Annotated in this window: 18 protein-coding genes and 1 other RNA gene; 8 read left to right on the top strand and 11 right to left on the bottom strand. The window is 50.0% G+C overall.

Annotated elements, in window-relative coordinates:
• Positions 1–17: 17 nt before the first annotated feature.
• The 4 genes from IE181_RS13325 (at position 18) to IE181_RS13310 (ending at position 3,843) form a co-directional block, all read left to right on the top strand.
• The gene (locus tag IE181_RS13325; protein ID WP_191253747.1) at positions 18–1,160 is read left to right on the top strand and encodes an efflux RND transporter periplasmic adaptor subunit; all 1,143 of its coding nucleotides are present in this window, start codon (positions 18–20) and stop codon (positions 1,158–1,160) included.
• Between the two features lie 5 nt (positions 1,161–1,165).
• Positions 1,166–2,383, top strand: a complete 1,218-nt coding sequence (locus tag IE181_RS13320; RefSeq protein ID WP_191253745.1) for a sensor histidine kinase — start codon at positions 1,166–1,168, stop codon at positions 2,381–2,383.
• A gap of 108 nt (positions 2,384–2,491) precedes the next feature.
• Positions 2,492–3,304 (top strand): LytR/AlgR family response regulator transcription factor, encoded by an 813-nt coding sequence (locus tag IE181_RS13315; protein WP_191253744.1) that lies wholly within the window; start codon positions 2,492–2,494, stop codon positions 3,302–3,304.
• Positions 3,301–3,843, top strand: coding sequence for a GNAT family N-acetyltransferase (locus tag IE181_RS13310; protein WP_191253742.1), 543 nt, complete (start codon positions 3,301–3,303; stop codon positions 3,841–3,843). Before IE181_RS13315 ends, IE181_RS13310 begins: the two co-directional genes overlap by 4 nt.
• 32 nt (positions 3,844–3,875) lie before the next feature.
• Here IE181_RS13310 and IE181_RS13305 read toward each other — a convergent pair whose 3' ends face one another.
• The 4 genes from IE181_RS13305 to IE181_RS13290 all read right to left on the bottom strand — a co-directional run bounded on the left by IE181_RS13305 (position 3,876) and on the right by IE181_RS13290 (position 6,170).
• Complete coding sequence (locus tag IE181_RS13305) at positions 3,876–4,688, bottom strand: TIGR00282 family metallophosphoesterase (RefSeq protein WP_191253740.1); 813 nt, start codon at positions 4,686–4,688, stop codon at positions 3,876–3,878.
• A gap of 114 nt (positions 4,689–4,802) precedes the next feature.
• Positions 4,803–5,372 carry a 5-formyltetrahydrofolate cyclo-ligase gene (locus IE181_RS13300; protein ID WP_191253738.1) on the bottom strand — a complete coding sequence of 190 codons (570 nt, stop codon included), beginning with the start codon at positions 5,370–5,372 and terminating at the stop codon, positions 4,803–4,805.
• A gap of 29 nt (positions 5,373–5,401) precedes the next feature.
• Positions 5,402–5,562: non-coding RNA, 6S RNA (gene ssrS / locus IE181_RS13295), on the bottom strand.
• 59 nt (positions 5,563–5,621) lie between these two features.
• Positions 5,622–6,170, bottom strand: coding sequence for a hypothetical protein (locus tag IE181_RS13290; protein ID WP_191253736.1), 549 nt, complete (start codon positions 6,168–6,170; stop codon positions 5,622–5,624).
• Between the two features lie 172 nt (positions 6,171–6,342).
• Here IE181_RS13290 and IE181_RS13285 point away from each other — a divergent pair, with 172 nt between their 5' ends.
• Entirely contained in the window at positions 6,343–7,473 is a 1,131-nt protein-coding gene (locus IE181_RS13285; RefSeq protein WP_191253734.1) for a PA0069 family radical SAM protein, read from the top strand.
• 123 nt (positions 7,474–7,596) lie between these two features.
• On the opposite strand, the gene IE181_RS13280 is transcribed toward IE181_RS13285, so the two are convergent.
• Positions 7,597–8,706, bottom strand: coding sequence for an NADH:flavin oxidoreductase (locus IE181_RS13280; protein WP_191253732.1), 1,110 nt, complete (start codon positions 8,704–8,706; stop codon positions 7,597–7,599).
• Between the two features lie 122 nt (positions 8,707–8,828).
• Here IE181_RS13280 and IE181_RS13275 point away from each other — a divergent pair, with 122 nt between their 5' ends.
• Positions 8,829–9,383, top strand: a complete 555-nt coding sequence (locus IE181_RS13275) for a glutathione peroxidase (RefSeq protein ID WP_191253730.1) — start codon at positions 8,829–8,831, stop codon at positions 9,381–9,383.
• 92 nt (positions 9,384–9,475) lie between these two features.
• Here IE181_RS13275 and IE181_RS13270 read toward each other — a convergent pair whose 3' ends face one another.
• Complete coding sequence (locus tag IE181_RS13270; RefSeq protein ID WP_191253728.1) at positions 9,476–10,372, bottom strand: phytanoyl-CoA dioxygenase family protein; 897 nt, start codon at positions 10,370–10,372, stop codon at positions 9,476–9,478.
• Between the two features lie 116 nt (positions 10,373–10,488).
• Between IE181_RS13270 and IE181_RS13265 the strand changes: the two genes are divergently transcribed.
• Positions 10,489–11,748, top strand: a complete 1,260-nt coding sequence (locus IE181_RS13265) for a DNA recombination protein RmuC (protein ID WP_191253727.1) — start codon at positions 10,489–10,491, stop codon at positions 11,746–11,748.
• A 188-nt stretch (positions 11,749–11,936) separates the two neighbouring features.
• A complete protein-coding gene (locus IE181_RS13260; protein ID WP_191253726.1) occupies positions 11,937–12,179 on the top strand; it encodes an HP1242/YdcH family protein in 243 nt (80 codons plus the stop codon).
• A 116-nt stretch (positions 12,180–12,295) separates the two neighbouring features.
• Here IE181_RS13260 and IE181_RS13255 read toward each other — a convergent pair whose 3' ends face one another.
• The 5 genes from IE181_RS13255 to IE181_RS13235 all read right to left on the bottom strand — a co-directional run bounded on the left by IE181_RS13255 (position 12,296) and on the right by IE181_RS13235 (position 17,027).
• Positions 12,296–13,483 (bottom strand): GNAT family N-acetyltransferase, encoded by a 1,188-nt coding sequence (locus tag IE181_RS13255; protein WP_191253725.1) that lies wholly within the window; start codon positions 13,481–13,483, stop codon positions 12,296–12,298.
• Positions 13,484–13,496: 13 nt separating this feature from the next.
• Positions 13,497–14,243, bottom strand: coding sequence for a glycerophosphodiester phosphodiesterase family protein (locus tag IE181_RS13250; protein ID WP_191253724.1), 747 nt, complete (start codon positions 14,241–14,243; stop codon positions 13,497–13,499).
• Positions 14,243–14,710, bottom strand: coding sequence for a RidA family protein (locus IE181_RS13245; RefSeq protein ID WP_191253723.1), 468 nt, complete (start codon positions 14,708–14,710; stop codon positions 14,243–14,245). Before IE181_RS13245 ends, IE181_RS13250 begins: the two co-directional genes overlap by 1 nt.
• A gap of 213 nt (positions 14,711–14,923) precedes the next feature.
• Complete coding sequence (locus IE181_RS13240) at positions 14,924–15,619, bottom strand: GGDEF domain-containing protein (RefSeq protein WP_191253722.1); 696 nt, start codon at positions 15,617–15,619, stop codon at positions 14,924–14,926.
• A 145-nt stretch (positions 15,620–15,764) separates the two neighbouring features.
• Positions 15,765–17,027: a DNA polymerase IV gene (locus tag IE181_RS13235; protein ID WP_191254257.1), complete on the bottom strand. Its 1,263-nt coding sequence runs from the start codon at positions 17,025–17,027 to the stop codon at positions 15,765–15,767.
• Positions 17,028–17,044 lie beyond the last annotated feature (17 nt).

The following is a 17,044-nucleotide window of genomic DNA, read 5'->3' as shown; positions in this document are numbered from 1 at the left end:
GGAATGCGAGGAAAAAAATGACTATTCATTCAGTGACAACAACTAAAAAGCAGAAGTATATCAAAGGGCTTGTCTTTGCTCTTGGCTGTAGTGCGGTGATGGGCACTCTGTCGCCTGTCTCTGCACAGCAGGGCGGCGGGCAGCCGTCTGCACTGGTTGAAGTATCCACGGCTTCAAAAGAGAATATGGCGCCGCAGGTATATGTTCCAGGTACCGTAATCAGCAAGAATGACAGCCGTGTTGCTGCAGAAATCGCTGGGCGCGTAATCTGGGTGGCACCGGAAGGGACGCAGCTAAAGGAAGGGGATGTCATCGCCACCATTGATGACAGTTCAATCCTGTTAACGAAGGGACGTAACGAGGCCCAGGTCAAGCGGCTCGAGGCCCGTATAGAGTATTTGAAAGCAGATCTGAAACGGTTTGAAGAACTGGCAGAGACCAGCCACACGCCGGTTAGCCGTGTCGAGGAAGCACGCAGTACCCTTGTTATGACAGAACAGGAACTGGCACAGGCACGGATTGCTGTTAAACAGTCGGAAGTTGATTTGGCCCGTACCAAGGTTCGGGCACCTTTCCCCGGCCGCGTTGTCGAAAGGTTGGCGCAGGCAGGGGAATATTCTGCCCCGGGCCGGCAGATTGTGCGTCTGGTGGATACAGAGCATCTGGAAATCAGTGCACGGGCGCCGGTTAATCTTTCTGCGACGTTGAATGATGGCCAAAATGTTATGGTGCAGGATAATAACGTCTTCACCGACACACGTATTCGCGCCATTGTGCCGGTCGGTGACGGTTTGAGCCGTGCCATGGAAATTCGGGTGAATGTGCCTGCTGGCAAGCGGTATGCTGTTGGTTCTGCGCTGCAGGTTGGATTGCCAAAAAGCGCCCCGGAAGAAGTGATTGCGGTACCTCGTGATGCGCTGGTGTTGCGGACTGACGGTACCTATGTTTTCCGCGTGGATGCAGAAAGTAAAGCAGAGCGTCTTAGAGTTACAACCGGCGCAGCAAGCGGCAATCGTGTAGCCGTGCTGGGTGGGATTGAAAACGGTGACAGAGTGATTGTTCGTGGTGGTGAGCGCCTCCGCCCAGGCCAGTCTGTTGAGCTGAAAGGCGAGACCGGTGCAGTTTCTGTTGCGGACGCTGCGCGGGCCACTGGAGACTAATAGTCTTGCAGGTTCTGGAAAAAGTCGAAAATATGGTTGGCGATCAGGAAATCCCTGTACATAATGCGCCGTCCGAAGAAGAGTTGGTGGCTCCCCTTAGTCGTATGGGGAGCCCGCTTCTGGTTGACAGTGATTTTGACGGGGATGATTCCATGCTCAGCGGCTTCTTTGGCAACCGCAATCGTACATTTTGGACTTTCCAGGCGTTCGGCTGGCTAGGATATTGTCTGGTCCGTGTGTTTCACGGTATGACAGTTGGCTTCGAACTGTCTGTTTACATACAGTTTATCCTGTTGTCGGCAGTTGTTGGTCTGTCGCTTTCCCTCGTTATGCGCCAGTTATACCGCTTGGTTCGGGACCGCCAGATCATTCTGGTCTTATTCACAGCGCTGTTTATTTCCGCTGGTATGGGGTTGCTGTTCTCCACGATTGAGACCTTTATCGCGCCTTTCTTTGGGTGGCAGCCGGCGCAGGGGTTTGCCCGTTTCGGCAATGCCATGTTCGATTCAACCGTGCTTTTTGCCTGGTCAGCCATCTATTTTGGCTATCATTTTTATGAAGGATATCAGCAACAACAAAAACAATTGCTGAAGGCAACGGCAATGGCCCACCAGGCACAGCTGAAAATGCTGCGGTATCAGTTAAATCCCCACTTTTTGTTCAATACCCTTAATGCAATCTCTACCCTTGTGTTGGAGCGCGAGGTCAAAGATGCCAATCAGATGCTGACCAAGCTATCAAGCTTTCTGCGGTACACTCTGGTAAACCAGCCAACGCAGCGCATCAGTCTGGAGCAGGAGTTATATGCGCTGGGCCTATATCTGGATATCGAACGGGTGCGCTTTCAGGATCGATTGCAGATTGATTATGACATTGATGAAAACGCTAAATCATCGCTGATCCCCAGTCTTCTTTTGCAGCCGCTTATCGAAAATGCGATCAAATACGCAATTGCCCCGTCCATTGATGGTGGTAAATTATCGGTTAAGGCATCTGTGAACGGGCGGTATCTGACGATAACGCTAAAAGATAATGGCCCTGGGCTTCAGGACCCGGAAAATATCAAGACCAAATCCGGGTCGGGTGTCGGGATTGCCAACACAAAAGAAAGACTGATGCAAATTTACGGATCTGACCACGCTTTCCACGTTGTCAATCTCAGTCCTTCCGGGCTTGGTATCACCATTGAAATCCCGTGCGAGCGAGAACACAGAGAACCATAGGCTTTGAGAATTCTGTGAAGTATGGCACCATCCATTGACATACCGTGGTTGATACCCACATTTTAAAAAGACAAGCGAGGAAAACCTCCGCAGAAACGGCAGGGAAGAATGAGAAAAATCAGAACACTCCTAATTGATGATGAACCGCTGGCAATTCGCGGCTTGAAAATCAGACTTGAAAGCTATGATGATATTGAAATCATCGACACATGCTCTAATGGCAGAGATGCTGTTAAGAAGATCAAAGACCTGAAGCCTGATCTGGTATTTCTTGATATTCAAATGCCAGGCTTTGATGGGTTTGCCGTGGTACGGTCGCTGGTGGGAGAAGCAGAAATACCGCTGGTTATTTTTGTAACAGCCTATGATGAATATGCGCTGGATGCCTTTCAGGCACATGCTTTGGATTACCTTTTAAAGCCGGTGGAAGATGAGCGGCTGGCGACTGCGATTGAACGTGTACGGGAAAGCCTGAGCCAGCGCATCGCCATTGAACAGAATGCCCGTCTTGTGGAACTGATCGAAGGTATGGACGATGCACCTGCCGAGGCACTAACAGCAATTCTGGAGAAGCCGACCGAGACGTCGGAGTCACGCTTTGACCCCCATTTGCGTATCAAGGACAGGGGGCATATCACCATCGTCAATGTTTCAGATGTCGATTATATCGATGCGGCGGGCGATTACATGTGTATTCATGTCGGCGATAAAACCCATATCCTGCGCGAAACCATGAAAATCATGATTAAACGGCTCGACCCCAAAACCTTTCAGCGGATCCACAGGTCGACAATTATCAATCTGGATAAGGTTCTGGAAGTCAGACCTCATTCTAATGGTGAGTGTTTTCTGACACTTAGCTGCGGCAAAGAGTTGAAAGTCAGCCGATCCTACAAAGAGGTTGTCGGACGGTTTTTATGACCGCCAACCCTGCTTTTGTATGCCAGTTAGCAACCAAGCATGACATTCAAGAACTGAAAGCATTGATGGCAGTTGCGATTGATGTGCTTTTAGCTGATTTACTTGATCCAGCACAGGTTGAGGCCTCCAAAGCCGTGATGGGACTGGATACGCAGCTGATTGCTGACGGAACGTATTTCAAGGTTCTTGACGGGGACAGGATTGTCGGCAGTGGCGGGTGGTCGAACCGTGCGACCCTTTATGGCGGCGACCATACAAGTGGCAGGAATGCCCGTTTTCTGGATCCTGCATCTGAGCCAGCCCGTATCCGGGCAATGTATACGGACCCTTCATATACGCGGTGCGGCATTGGCAGTATGATCATTGATCACTGCGAGGCGGCGGCGCTGAAGAAAGGGTTTAAAAGTTTCTCCCTGATGTCCACGATTTCGGGACTACCGCTCTATAAGGCAAGGGGGTATGTGGTTATCAGCGAAGAGCCAGAGACAGTAGGCACTGTCTCCGTTCCGTTGTTTCGCATGGAAAAATCTGCCCCTTAGCAGGCCACTACGGCATTCAGGGTACGCTTTACCTAGGCTGGGATATGTTCCATCAGGCGTGGCCCCATCCGCAGGGGTTCAATACGTGTGGCAAGACCTGTCCTGTCGTCTGTTTCGATAAAGGTGCCACAAATGGTGGCCTGCCCACTCGCAGGGGTGTAGCGTTCCCGGTTCATTTTGGTCAGGAACCGCCTGATTGGTTCTTCCTTTTCCATGCCGATTACACTGTTATAGTCGCCGCACATTCCGGCATCAGTCTGGTAGGCTGTGCCGCCGTCAAGGATTTGACAGTCAGCGGTTGGAACGTGGCTGTGTGTGCCGACAACCAGGCTAACCCTGCCGTCCAGATAATGCCCCATGGCCATTTTTTCCGAAGTTGCCTCACCGTGAAAGTCAACGATAACGGCCGCAACAGTGTGCCCCATGCGGTGGCTTTTCAGAACTTTATCAACTGCGCGGAATGGGCATTCCATCGGGTTCATGAACACGCGGCCCATAGCGTTAATGACCAATATCTTTTTTCCGCGCGGTGCGTCATAAACGGCATACCCGCGACCAGGTGTGCCTTCTGGGTAGTTAATCGGGCGCAATATTCTGTTGTCGCTGTTGATGGGTTCCAGAATTTCTTTTTGGTCAAATGTGTGGTTGCCGCCGGAAATAACATCAGCGCCAGCCTGTATAACCTGTCCGGTGATTTTGCCGGTAATGCCAAACCCGCTTGCAGCGTTCTCGCCGTTGACAATGACGAAGTCGAGTTTCATCCGACTCCGAAGATCAGGAAGGGCATCAATAACGGCGCTACGTCCGCTTCGGCCCATTAGGTCACCAAGAAATAATATTCGCATGGCTTCTGTGTATAGTGTTCAACTCGCGTTGGAAAGCCTGTTTTTGTGATTGTGAACTATCAGCGTACGAAAATATTGCTGGTCTGGTGCTGCCGTGTCTGGATGCGGTAGTCGTCAGGACTTTCTGGGCAAGACCAGCCCTTCTTCTGTGATGACCCCGTGCAGGGGCCAGTCATGCTTTTCTCGCGGTAGTTCTTCTACAAATTGTGCCGCATAGGCCATGCCAAATGCTTTGATGCCGCTGAAACGCTCTGCCAGGGTTCTGTCATAATATCCACCGCCCCAGCCAAGGCGGTAACAATCTGTATCAAATGCAAGGAGTGGAATGATTAATACGTCCGGGTCGACAGCCGGTGCGTCCGACGAGGGGTGCACGGTGCCCATGGGGCCTTTGTCCAATGGGTCACCTTCTGCCCATAACCTGAATTGCAGTGGGGTGTCCTTGCCTTCTACAACTGGCAGGGCCGTTCTGAAACCAACGTTTTCAAGTGTGCGGCCAAGGAACCTTGGGTCCATTTCTGTGCCGATAGGGTGATAGAGTGCGATAATTGTCGACTTGTCCATGCCGCCTATAAGGCCCATGGCAACATCTTTTGCCTGTTCTGCGGCTTTGATACCGTACATGGTATGGGCACCGCCGCGCAGCCTTTGCGCCGTTTGCCGTAATTCATCTTTTGACTGCATCAGGCAACCTTTTGACAGGTTTAAAGGGTGCGGGTACCGCCTCTGCCGTACGGATCTTTGAAACCCTCCGGAACCTGAATAATCAGGTGGGCGCCGTAATGATAAGAACCACGGTTCAAACCAGGGACAGCTCCCTAGAGGTGTTTATAGCCCCAGGGGTATCGTTGCCACACGCACAGCGCAGAGCCCGCGTCGCTTATGTAAGGCTATTGGCCACTTGGTTCAATAGCTATTCACAGCATCCGTGATTTATTTGATGCGTTCCCCAACCGGTACCATGATGTGAACCATGCCAGTATTCTTCCACATAGTATAAGGGCCGACATCGGGTTCATCAGGATGGTCAGCCCCTATGGCGGTGCCGGGGAGAAGTATCATCAGGTGAGGACCTTCCTGTACCCATGTGGTGCCATCGTTTGGGTCTGTGGATGCCGGGTTTGCATTGCTGACATACGCATCACCGCCCAGCATATAGCTGTAACCAATGGTATCGGTGGTGAAAGGCACGCCCTTTTGGGCGGCTTCCATCCAGGCCATCCAAACGGCATCATTACACATGGGGTGTTTATCGCCGGGTATAAGCCCGACGCCCGGAATGCAGGTCCAGCCGTTTGTCCCCTCGCGCAGTAACGTGCCGTCCACATCAATGATCGTGGCGTTTTGTGATATTCGGGCCGGTGCCGCGGACATGGCGCGGGCTATTTTAACTTCAGTAGTTTCTTCAGCGAGCGATTGCCCGGTAAATAACACAGAACAGGCGACAGCCAACACTGCCGCTTTGGTAGATAAATATTTCATGATCTTACCCTTCCTTGTGAGGAGCGACACATTACCACAAATGCAAAACCCAGACTAGTTCCGATATGGTACTAACTGCATAGGGATTGGAACAGCCATTGCGCAGATCTAAAATCTAGTGAGTGAACTTTACTGCTTGTTCTTGTTTTGTTCTTATGGTATTTCATGGAGCATGAGACATACAGTAGACATATCAGCCCATCCTGAGACGGGGGCGTTTCATAATCCAGCGGCCTATAAGGGCCGGGGGGCGGTTTCGAATATGTCGGGCCGGTTCGAGGCAGAGAAGCGCGGTGTCTTTAATGACGGCTGGACGGGGCCGGCGACTGCTGAACAAGGCGCAGTCCAGCTAAAAACTCAGCTGTATCAAGAGTTGCCAAAACAGGTTCTTACGAAAAATCAGTCACCGGACGTACCCTTTGACAGATCCGTTAACCCGTACCGGGGCTGCGAACATGGGTGTGTCTACTGTTTCGCCCGTCCAAGCCATACTTATATGGGGCTTTCGGCAGGACTGGATTTTGAAAGTAAACTGTTTTTCAAGGAGAATGCAGCAGAGGTGTTGCGTGCCGACCTGTCCCGTAAGGGGTATAAGGTGGCACCTATTGCAATGGGTACCAACACGGACCCTTATCAGCCGATAGAAAAGCAGTTGGGTATCACAAGAAAGATACTTGAAGTTCTCTTGGAAGTTCGTCACCCGGTTACCATCGTCACCAAATCAAGTTTGATCCTGCGTGATCTTGATCTCTTGCAGGAATTGGCGCGTCTTAATCTGGTGAAAGTGGCCTTGTCTGTAACTACGCTCGATAGAAAGCTGGCACGTACGATGGAACCACGTGCTAGTTCACCGCAGCGGCGCTTAGATACAATCCGGCAACTGGCAGAAAAAAATATTCCGGTAGGAGCGCTTGTGGCGCCTGTGATACCTGCACTGAATGATCATGAGCTTGAAAACATATTACAGGCGATAGCGCGGGCAGGGGCGACAGAGGCCGGTTATATCCTTCTGCGACTACCCCTGGAGGTGAAAGATTTATTCAGTGAGTGGTTGTCCGTTAATTTCGCCGAACGGCGCACACGCATACTGCGCAGGCTTTATGCCATGCGGGGTGGGCGGGCTAACGATCCGCGGTTTGGGCACCGTATGAAAGGCAAGGGTATTGAAGCCGACCTGATGCGCCAGCGTTTTTTCAATAGTGCACGCCGTGTCGGGGTCAATATGTCTGAGGGGCATGATCTGGACTGCACGCAGTTTATACCGCCACAAAACCCGAGCGACCGCCAATTACGGCTATTTTAGATTGGTTTATGGGTCTTATCTATGCATGGTTTGCCTGCCTTTAGGCTTTTGTCCCTGTCAAAGCAGCAAAAAGCCAGCCCCGCATGCGTGGGACTGGCTTGATAGCGATGGTCTGAGTGTGTACTAGACGAGTTCTTTCAGCATCTCTGGCACGTAGGCAGCAAGATCATCAAAAGCACTTTCTCTAACCTGTTTTGCCCAGTCAGGGTTGGCGATCAGGGCGCGACCAACTGCGACCAGATCAAATTCATCTTTTTCAAGTCTTTCGATCAGCGTATCAAGCTTTGCGATTTTACCTTCAAGGAATTCAACTTGGCCGGGTTCACTGAACGCGCGGTCCAGCCCCACACTGCCTACGGTGATAACAGGCTTGCCGGTGATCTTTTTTGTCCATCCAGCCAGGTTCAGGTCTGATCCTTCGAATTCTGGTTCCCAGAAACGGCGTGTTGAACAGTGGAAAATATCAACCCCGGCATCAGAAAGCGGTTTAAGAAATCTTTCTAACTCTTCAGGATTATTTGCTAATTTAATACTATAGTCTTGTTGCTTCCACTGAGAAAAGCGCAGGCAGATTGGGAAATCTGGCGCGGTGGCCGCACGTACTGCCTTGATAATTTCCACTGCAAAATTGGCGCGTTTTTCGATAGAGCCGCCCCAGTGGTCGGATCGTTCATTCAGACCTTCCCAGAAAAACTGGTCTATCAGATACCCGTGTGCGCCGTGAATTTCCACACCGTCACACCCAATATCCATGGCATCTTTTGCCGCTTGAGCAAAGGCCTTGATAACATCCTGAATGTCGTCTTCTGTCATTTCGTGACAGCGCTTTTTACCCGGCATGACCAGTCCTGATGGGCCGTGGCCGGGGACGTCTGGGTCTGGTTCGGTTCCCGCCCTGCGCACAGACCCTACGTGCCATAGTTGCGGAAATATCTTACCGCCTTCTGCGTGGACGGCATCAACGACTTTTTTCCAGCCAGCGAGTGGTTTTTCGCCGTAAAAGAATGGAACGTTTGGATACCCATTGGCGGCCGCGTGGCCCACGCAGGTGCCTTCCGTGATGATAAGGCCAACACCGCCAGCAGCGCGCTTGCGGTAGTATTCTACATTCAAATCATTGGGAACATTTCCAGGCGAATAGGTTCTTGTCATTGGAGCCATAACAACGCGGTTGGGCAGCTCCAGCGGGCCTAGGGAAAAGGGCTGGAAAAGACTATCTGTACTCACGCTCATTGAATATCCTTTGTGGGCTAGGGCGACGACATCACATTCTTGTCATAGGTCGTCAGAATTTTACATCCGATTATTATGTGGTAACGTATCCTAATATATGTCTCATCAAGGGAAGTTAAAGCATGTTTAAAAAACTAATTCTAATGATAGCCATTAGCTTTTCAGTGGTGCCCGCTGTGGCAGCAGAGGAAAAGTCTGCGCATGATTTCGTTCTGACGTCCATTGACCGGACGGAAATGCCATTCAGCCAATTCAAGGGCAAAGCTGTGCTGGTTGTGAACACAGCATCTTTTTGCGGATATACGCCGCAGTATGAGGGGCTTCAGGCGCTTTGGAGTGAGTATAAGGATAAAGGACTTGTCGTGCTTGGTGTTCCAGCCAATGATTTTGGTGACCAGGAGCCTGGCTCAGAAGAGAATATCAAAAAATTCTGCACGATGAATTTCCAGGTTGATTTCCCGATGACGAAAAAAATGGTTGTGAAGAAGGCCGATGATACATCAGAGTTTTATAATTATCTGGCGGCTACCTTGGGGGAAGAATCCCGTCCACAGTGGAATTTTCATAAATATCTGATTTCACCCGAAGGCAAGCCACTTGGCTACTTCGCTAGTAAAGTAAAGCCTCAGTCAGACGAGTTGAAAGCTGCGATCGAAGCAGCCTTGCCGCAGGGATAATTGCCTGCATCATTTGATTTCGAATACAAAACAAGCAGCAGGAATTTCCTGCTGCTTTACTTTAATATACCTATATAAAGTATTGAAATATATTAAAAACCAGTGATTGGGAGGTCGGATGGACGCTGTAGCCAGTTATCACTGTCATATACCGCGGACCCATCATACAGATGCAGGGCATAGGCGTGTCTGGATTGATCAGAGGTGTTAGCACCCGACAGGTGCGGGAACTGACCGTGTAGAACCACAACAGTCCCTTTTTTTACCTCAAGCGGTTGCTTTTTATCTTCTTCAAACGGCGTGTCATCAAGGATGACGGTCTCTGTCTCAAGCCCGTTACCTGTACGGCGGAATATTGATTTTGGGCCGTCACCCTTATGGGCGCCCGGAATACCCCACAAACAGCCGTTTTCGAGCGTTGCGTCTTCAAGCGCGACCCACAGACCCACACATGTATGCGGCGTTGACCGAATATAACTGCTGTCCTGATGGCATACTACCTCGCCGCCAATGCGCGGTTGCTTGAAAATATACATGGACTGCAGAAGCTTAGGGTCAGTAAACCCTAGCCCGTCTGCTATTTTGCGGAATACATCACTGCGTGAGAAGGCGCGAAACTCGGGATCCATATCATGGAGAGCGTGTCCAACCTTATTAAGAGCGGTGTCAGCGGAACAGGTCAGGTTGCCTTCACTATCAAGCGCGCCGTCTTCAAAGAAGAATCTGATGTCGCTTCCTGACTCGATAAAATAGTCATAAAGGTTTTTATCATCCTCGGTTGACTGAAAGACCGTGCGGTGACTGTTCGTGTCAAAGTTGGCGACCAATGTCCCCATATGGGCCATAAGTGCGTTACAGGTGTCCTCAGAGAAAGCATTCTCCAGAACCAGTGTTCCGTCACGCTCGTAGGCGTCTAACATGTCGCTGGATAACGCAGAGTCTGCAGTCTGTCTAAGGTAAGATGCATCAAAGTAAGGTATGGTTGACATGGGTTGCTCCTGAATTTCGGGCACCATAATCCTGCGCCATTTTGTAATCAAGGTTTACCTGTCGCGCCAGAAGGGGTAAGGATATATGTATCACTTTTGTTCTTATGGGGGAAACCGTGACAGACGTTTCTATCGAGCTTTTCTATCTTGCCTTTCTCGTGCTGTTTTCATTGGTAATTTTTCTGCTGTTTCAGGTTTTGAAGCGTCAGAAGATTACACAGGAACGTCTGCAGGCTGAAGATACGACCCAGAATTTTGTCCGCCTTGATACGCGCATGATTACGCTTGCGGAAAATCTGGATAAGCGGGAGCAGGCCATCCGGCATGAGTTTCAGCTTAATAGGCAGGAAACGAACGAAGCACTTACTATGCTGGCAGAAACTGTCAGGAAACTTGGTAAGGAGCACGCAGCAGATCAGCAGCAGTTTCGTGACAAACTCGATGAAAAAATGCGGGAAATTCGCGAAGAAAACAGCAAGAAACTTGATGAGATGCGCCAGACGGTTGACGAGAAATTGCAGACAACGCTGGAGAAGCGGATCAGCGAAAGCTTTAAAACCGTGTCAGAACGACTGGAGGCCGTACAGCGCGGTTTGGGAGAGATGCAGACGTTGGCAACCGGTGTCGGCGATTTGAAACGTGTTCTGACCAATGTTAAGTCCCGTGGTACGTTTGGGGAAACGCAGCTGAACCTGTTGATTGCCGATATGCTGACGGCTGACCAGTATGTTGCCAACTATGATTGTGGTCATGTCTCTGGCAACGCCCGGGTAGAGTTTGGTATTCGTGTGCCTGGCACTGAGAAAGATGTCTTTCTACCCGTTGATGCCAAATTCCCTACCGAGGATTATGAAAGACTGCTTGGTGCGGTAGAAATCGGTGATGTACAGGGGGTTGATGCGGCGTCAAAATCGCTGATCCGGTCGGTAAAGGGGTTCGCCAAGGATATCAGCAGCAAATATATCAATCCGCCGCATACAACTGACTGGGCAATCTTATTCCTGCCGACAGAAGGGCTCTATGCAGAAGTATTACGCCAACCTGGTGTGTTCGAGGAATTGCAGCGCGATTACCGCGTCACTATTGCCGGTCCTACGAACTTTCAGGTGCTATTATCCACGTTTCGTATGGGATTCCGTCAGGTTGTACTGCAGGAACGCGCCAACGAAGTTTGGGAGATATTGGGCGCTGTTAAAAACGAATTTGAAAACTTTGGTAGCCAGATCAATGCAATGGCCAAGAATCTGGAAGCCGCGAAAAACCATGTTGATAAACTGGATGTGCGCAAACGGGCTATGCTCCGGGCATTGAAGAATGTTGAAAAGATCGAAGATACTAAAGCAGGTGAAATTCTGGAACTTTCAATGGATGAATAGTGTTTATTACTCCCCTTCTTTACCGAAGGGAATCACAGGCTGTCAGATCGAAATTTGACCAAGATAACGCCGGAGCAGGGTAACTGTTTCGGCGTTTGTCATTTTGTCGCACCTGATATTGATCCCGGTCAAAATCTGATCCCTTGCTTTGGCTATTATCTCCCTGAACAGAATAGGAGGAGATACTGATGAGCACACATACACCCCATGAATTACGGGATGAGTTTCCTGAGTTTGCTGACCGTCTGCATGATCTGAAAGTGAATGACAATCACTTCAAAAAGCTTGCTGATGAATACCATGATGTAAACCGCGAAATTCACCGCATTGAAATTGGGGAAGATCATGTCTCCCAATTCAATGAAGAAGATTTGCGCAAAGCTCGTATGCGTTTGAAGGACGAGATTTACGCACTCCTTAAAGCAGTTTGACGACTGTTTTCCCTGAAGTTTCCAAACTTCTACTTCCCTTTACCTTAGAGGCCTCTTGTCAGAGGCCTCTTTTTTCTTAGCTACAGCAAAGGATCAGATAACGGGCAGGCTGCCCATCATGTGTCTGATTTTTTGAAGGGTAAATGCTTGCTTAGATATTCAGCTTCATAGTCAATCTGGTGGCCTTCACGCTTCAGAAAATCATCCACGGCGGCCCGGAATCGCTCATCACGAATATAGTGGGCGCTTATTGTCCGGGAAGGTTCATAGCCACGTGCGATTTTGTGTGGGCCTTGGGCTCCTGCCTCCACGGTCGATAATTTGTGCGTGATGGCATAGTCAATCGCCTGATAATAACAGGTTTCAAAATGCAGGCAGGGATGATCTTCGATACAGCCCCAATAGCGCCCATACAGGGTATCAGGCCCTATGAAGTTTAAAGCCCCGGCAATGGGCCGGTCGTTGCGGTAACAGAGAAACAAAAGCATGTCGTCTGGCATTGTCTGCCTGATACATGAGAAAAACTTACGGTTAAGGTATGGATGCCCCCATTTCCGTGCGCCGGTATCCAAATAAAACTGGAAAAAGGCATCAAGGTCAGCCTCGGATACACCCTTGCCCTCTATGGCCCTGATTTCAATATCGCTGTCCAGCACCGTTTGGCGTTCCTTACGGATTTGTTTTCTTTTTCTGGATGTCAGCGTTGCCAGAAAGTCGCCGAATGTTTCGTAACCTTTATTGAACCAGTGAAACTGTTGGTCTTGTCGTAGCAACAGGTCGTTGTTTTTTGCTGCCTGAATGTCTTCTGGACGCAAAAAATTAAAATGTGCACTGGAAAAAGACAGGCTGTCACATCGTTCTAAAATTGCGCGCATGGCAGTAGTGCGAATGGTGACCGCACTTTCTTCGCCAGTCGCTGGACTGATCAATATCTTGCAAGAGGTAACAGGCGTAAACGGAATAGCCGACAGAAGTTTGGGATAATAGCGACCACCAGCGCGCTCATACGCGTCCGCCCATCCCTGATCGAAGACATATTCGCCTGCTGAATGCAGTTTTACATACAAGGGACAAACGGCGAGAAGTGTTGGGGGCTGTTCGGCATTCTCTGCTGGCGAGCTATTCTGCAGGCTGATAGTCAAATGGTGGGGAATCCAGCCTGTCTGTTCCGAGACACAGCCGGACTGTTCCAAGGCAGCAAGAAAATCATATCTGGTGAAGGGAGAACGACCAGCAGCACAGGTATCCCATGCGTCACGGTCAATCTTTTCAATGCCGGGATGAAATTCTGCAATAAGGTCCATGGGTTTACTTACCTTACGAGAGTACGGCTGGCTTTTCAAAAGTCAGTGCATCTGTGTGCTGGCGACCAAGGACTTCCTGTTCTTTGGTGCGAACAGTCCAGGTGATCAATTTTTTTCCTGTCTTCCGCCATCTCGTATAATAGGGGTGTGGCAGGCTTGAAATATCGACGGACAAGAAATCTGGTGTGTTGCGTCTTATGGCATACCGGAGCATAAGCCGGGATGATGTTTTCTGCAGGGTTTTATCTTCGATAACCAGGCCGCGAACAATTTCTGGTGCATTTTTGCGAAACCAGCGTACCGCACGCGGATCAAAAGACATGATGCAGACATCACCCTTATAGTCTGCCAGCAGGCGATAGACTTCCCTACACAGGCGTGTCGGATCATATTTTCTGGCTGATTTGATTTCCAGATAAATGGGCACCCGACCAGCAACAGCACTCAGAACATCTGCCAGGCACGGAATAGGTTCGCCGTTCAGTTTAGTCGGTGTGTGCGCAAGGTCAGCAAAATCAACGGTATCCACACGTCCTTTGCCGTCTGTAAGCCGGTCAAGCGTCGCGTCATGAAAGACGATAACCGTTTCGTCGCGGGTTAATACAACATCAAACTCGACCGCATATCCCTTGTCTGCCGCATAGGTAATAGCAGACAAGGTGTTTTCTTCGCGGCCCTCTGTGCGGTCAAACAAGCCGCGGTGGGCAATATCCAGATTACCCAGCCACGGTATATGTCTTGTTTGTTTGCGGGCTGCCATTATTTCGGTGTAATTTCAACCAGTGCATCAATTTCCACAGGAACATTCAGGGGCAAACCGTTAGTGCCAACCGCGGATCTGCTGTGGCGGCCTTTGTCGCCAAATACATCAACCATCAGATCGCTTGCCGCATTGATAACCTTCGGCTGATCACCAAAACCGTCTGTACAGTTTACAAAACCACCCAGTTTCACAACCCGAACAACACGTTCCAGATCACCATCACAGGCAGCTTTCATTTGTGCAATCAGATTGATACCACACAGGCGTGCAGCGCGCTGTGCAAAATCAATATTATAGTCACTGCCGACTTTACCCTGGAATTCAATACCGTTAGGGCCCATGGGAATTTGACCAGAGATGCTAATCAGGTTGCCGCTTACGATATATGGCAGATAATTTGCCACTGGCGCCGCTGGTTCAGGTAAGGTGATCCCCAGTTCAGTAAGGCGTTGTTCAATACTCATTAAAATGCTCCCACAAAAATGATTTGGTATTTGATATCAAAAGCCGGTCCGTATACCAAATAAAATAGCTGCCGAAATTCGACAGCTATCATTCGCTTCAGGTGCGTTTTAATACGAACGCAGGCTCGCCCGGACGGCATTGAGGAAATACAGCCAGGAATTTACATTAGAAATGCACCCTGGTGGTATTGGGCAGTGCTGGGCGGTTCATGCCTAAGCAACAGCCGTTTTACGGGCTTTTTTGTCCATATACATGGCTTGGTCGGCTTCCGAAATTAAACGTTCCGGGTCGGTTGCACCGTTGAAGGACTGCACACCGATGGAGCAATTAAGCGGGATGATTATGTCGCCATATTCCAAAACAGATGTGTTAATGACAGTCTGTAATTTACGGAGCCTTGCATAGCCTTGCTGTTCATCGCAGCGTGTCAGAATAATACAAAATTCATCACCGGCGATGCGTGCAATGACATCACTTGAACGGGTTCTGGACTTTAATATGGTTGCAGTGTGCCGCAGAACCGCGTCCCCTGCCTGATGGCCATGGGTGTCATTGATGTCTTTAAAACCGTCCATATCAATGAAGCCAACAACACCTTCTTCCCTATGCCTGGCGGAGTAGGACAGAATTCTCCCCAGTTCCAGCATCAGCCCGCGCCGGTTTAAAATACCAGTCAATTCATCAGTAACCGAGATTTGTTCCAGATACGAAATGCGGTGCTGCTGCTCTGCCATGCGCTGCTCGGCGCTGGCGGCAAAGCTCAGAACCTCTGTAATCAGTTGCCAGCCCATGCTGTCAAACTTTACATCAGCGTCGGCGGCTGTTTGCATTAACCGGGATGCAAGGCGGCTAACATACGGATTGATTTCCTGTCCGCTGTTAAGGGTTAGGGCACTATTGTTGATCATACGGCTACTCCATCATGATATTCTTGACGAATTGCAGTGCAATCAATGTGCCAGAGTGTGGCTGTTTAACTGACTGAAAATAAGTGATAAAATTCTTGATTGGAATGATTAATAGCCGATTTACCAAGACTGTGGCAGCAATTGCCTAGTGCAGGGAGCGCCCTTTGCCTATTGCTTGTGCACCAAATCTCTCTTTCAGGGCATCCATTGCTTTTTCCGCCTGCGTCCGTTTTGACCGGATAGGCTCAATCAGGTCGGGCATGTCTGCTTCAGACAAGGGGCGGAAGTTACTAACCCCGATCCCCAATAGTCGGTAGGGCGTGCCGTCAACCAGCGGGCGCAACAAGCTCTGACCTGTTTCAAATATGACATGCGCTAACTGTGTCGGGGCATCCAGCGTGCGGGAACGTGTTATAATTTTGTGGTATCTGTTTTTCATCTTCAGCGTAATGGTCACCCCGGCCAGTTCCTTTTTCTTCAGGTCTGCTGACACACGCTCAGAAGAACTATAGAGAAGTTTTTCCAGGCCAGGATAGTCGGCAATATCTTTTTCAAGGGTACGTTCTGCTGACACACTCTTTGTTTCATTGCTTGCAGTAACCGGGCGGGTATCAATGCCGCGTGCAAGTCTGAAAAGCCGCAGGCCCGTCTCGCCGTACCGGTTAACCAGTTGCCGCTGGTCCATGGTTTGAAGCTGGCTGATTTCAGTCAGGCCATCTTTTTCAAGTGTTCTCGCCATTTTGGTGCCGACACCGTAAATCCGGCTGATAGGAAGGCCAGCCAGGAGATTTGTTGTTTCAGCCTTACCGATAACGGTGAAGCCTCTTGGCTTGTTCATGTCCGATGCCAGTTTTGCCAGAAACTTATTATGGGACAGGCCAATTGACACGCTGACACCGATTTCTTCCTGGATTGTTTCGGCAAACCGCGCCAGTGTAACTGCGGGCGGGGCGCCGTGCAGTCGTTCCGTTCCTGTCATATCCAGAAAAGCTTCGTCAATTGACAGGGGTTCGACAAGGGGCGTCATGTCCTGCATCATGGCCCGAATATCTCTGCCTACTTCGGCATATTTGGCCATGCGGGGCGGAATGAATACCGCGTCGGGACAAAGTGCACGCGCTTTATAGATCGGCATGGCAGACCTGACACCGCTCATCCGCGCAAGATAACACGCTGTTGATACCACCCCGCGTTTGCCGTGCCCTATTATCACGGGCTTATCTCGAAGCGCAGGATTGTCCCGTTTTTCTATGGATGCGTAAAAGCTGTCACAGTCAATATGGGCAATGCCTAGGTCAAACAATTCCGGGTGGCAAATGGTTCTGGGACGCCGGCATTTGGGACATTTTCCTGTGCCAGTAAAGCTGTGAAAGCACTCTCGGCATACAGCAGGGGAAAGCTTCTCCATCTGCTCATTGTCCTTAT

Origin of the sequence: Kordiimonas sediminis, assembly GCF_014656395.1 — a bacterium.
Lineage (GTDB): Bacteria > Pseudomonadota > Alphaproteobacteria > Sphingomonadales > Kordiimonadaceae > Kordiimonas_A > Kordiimonas_A sediminis.
This window is presented reverse-complemented; position numbering and strand designations above follow the sequence as displayed.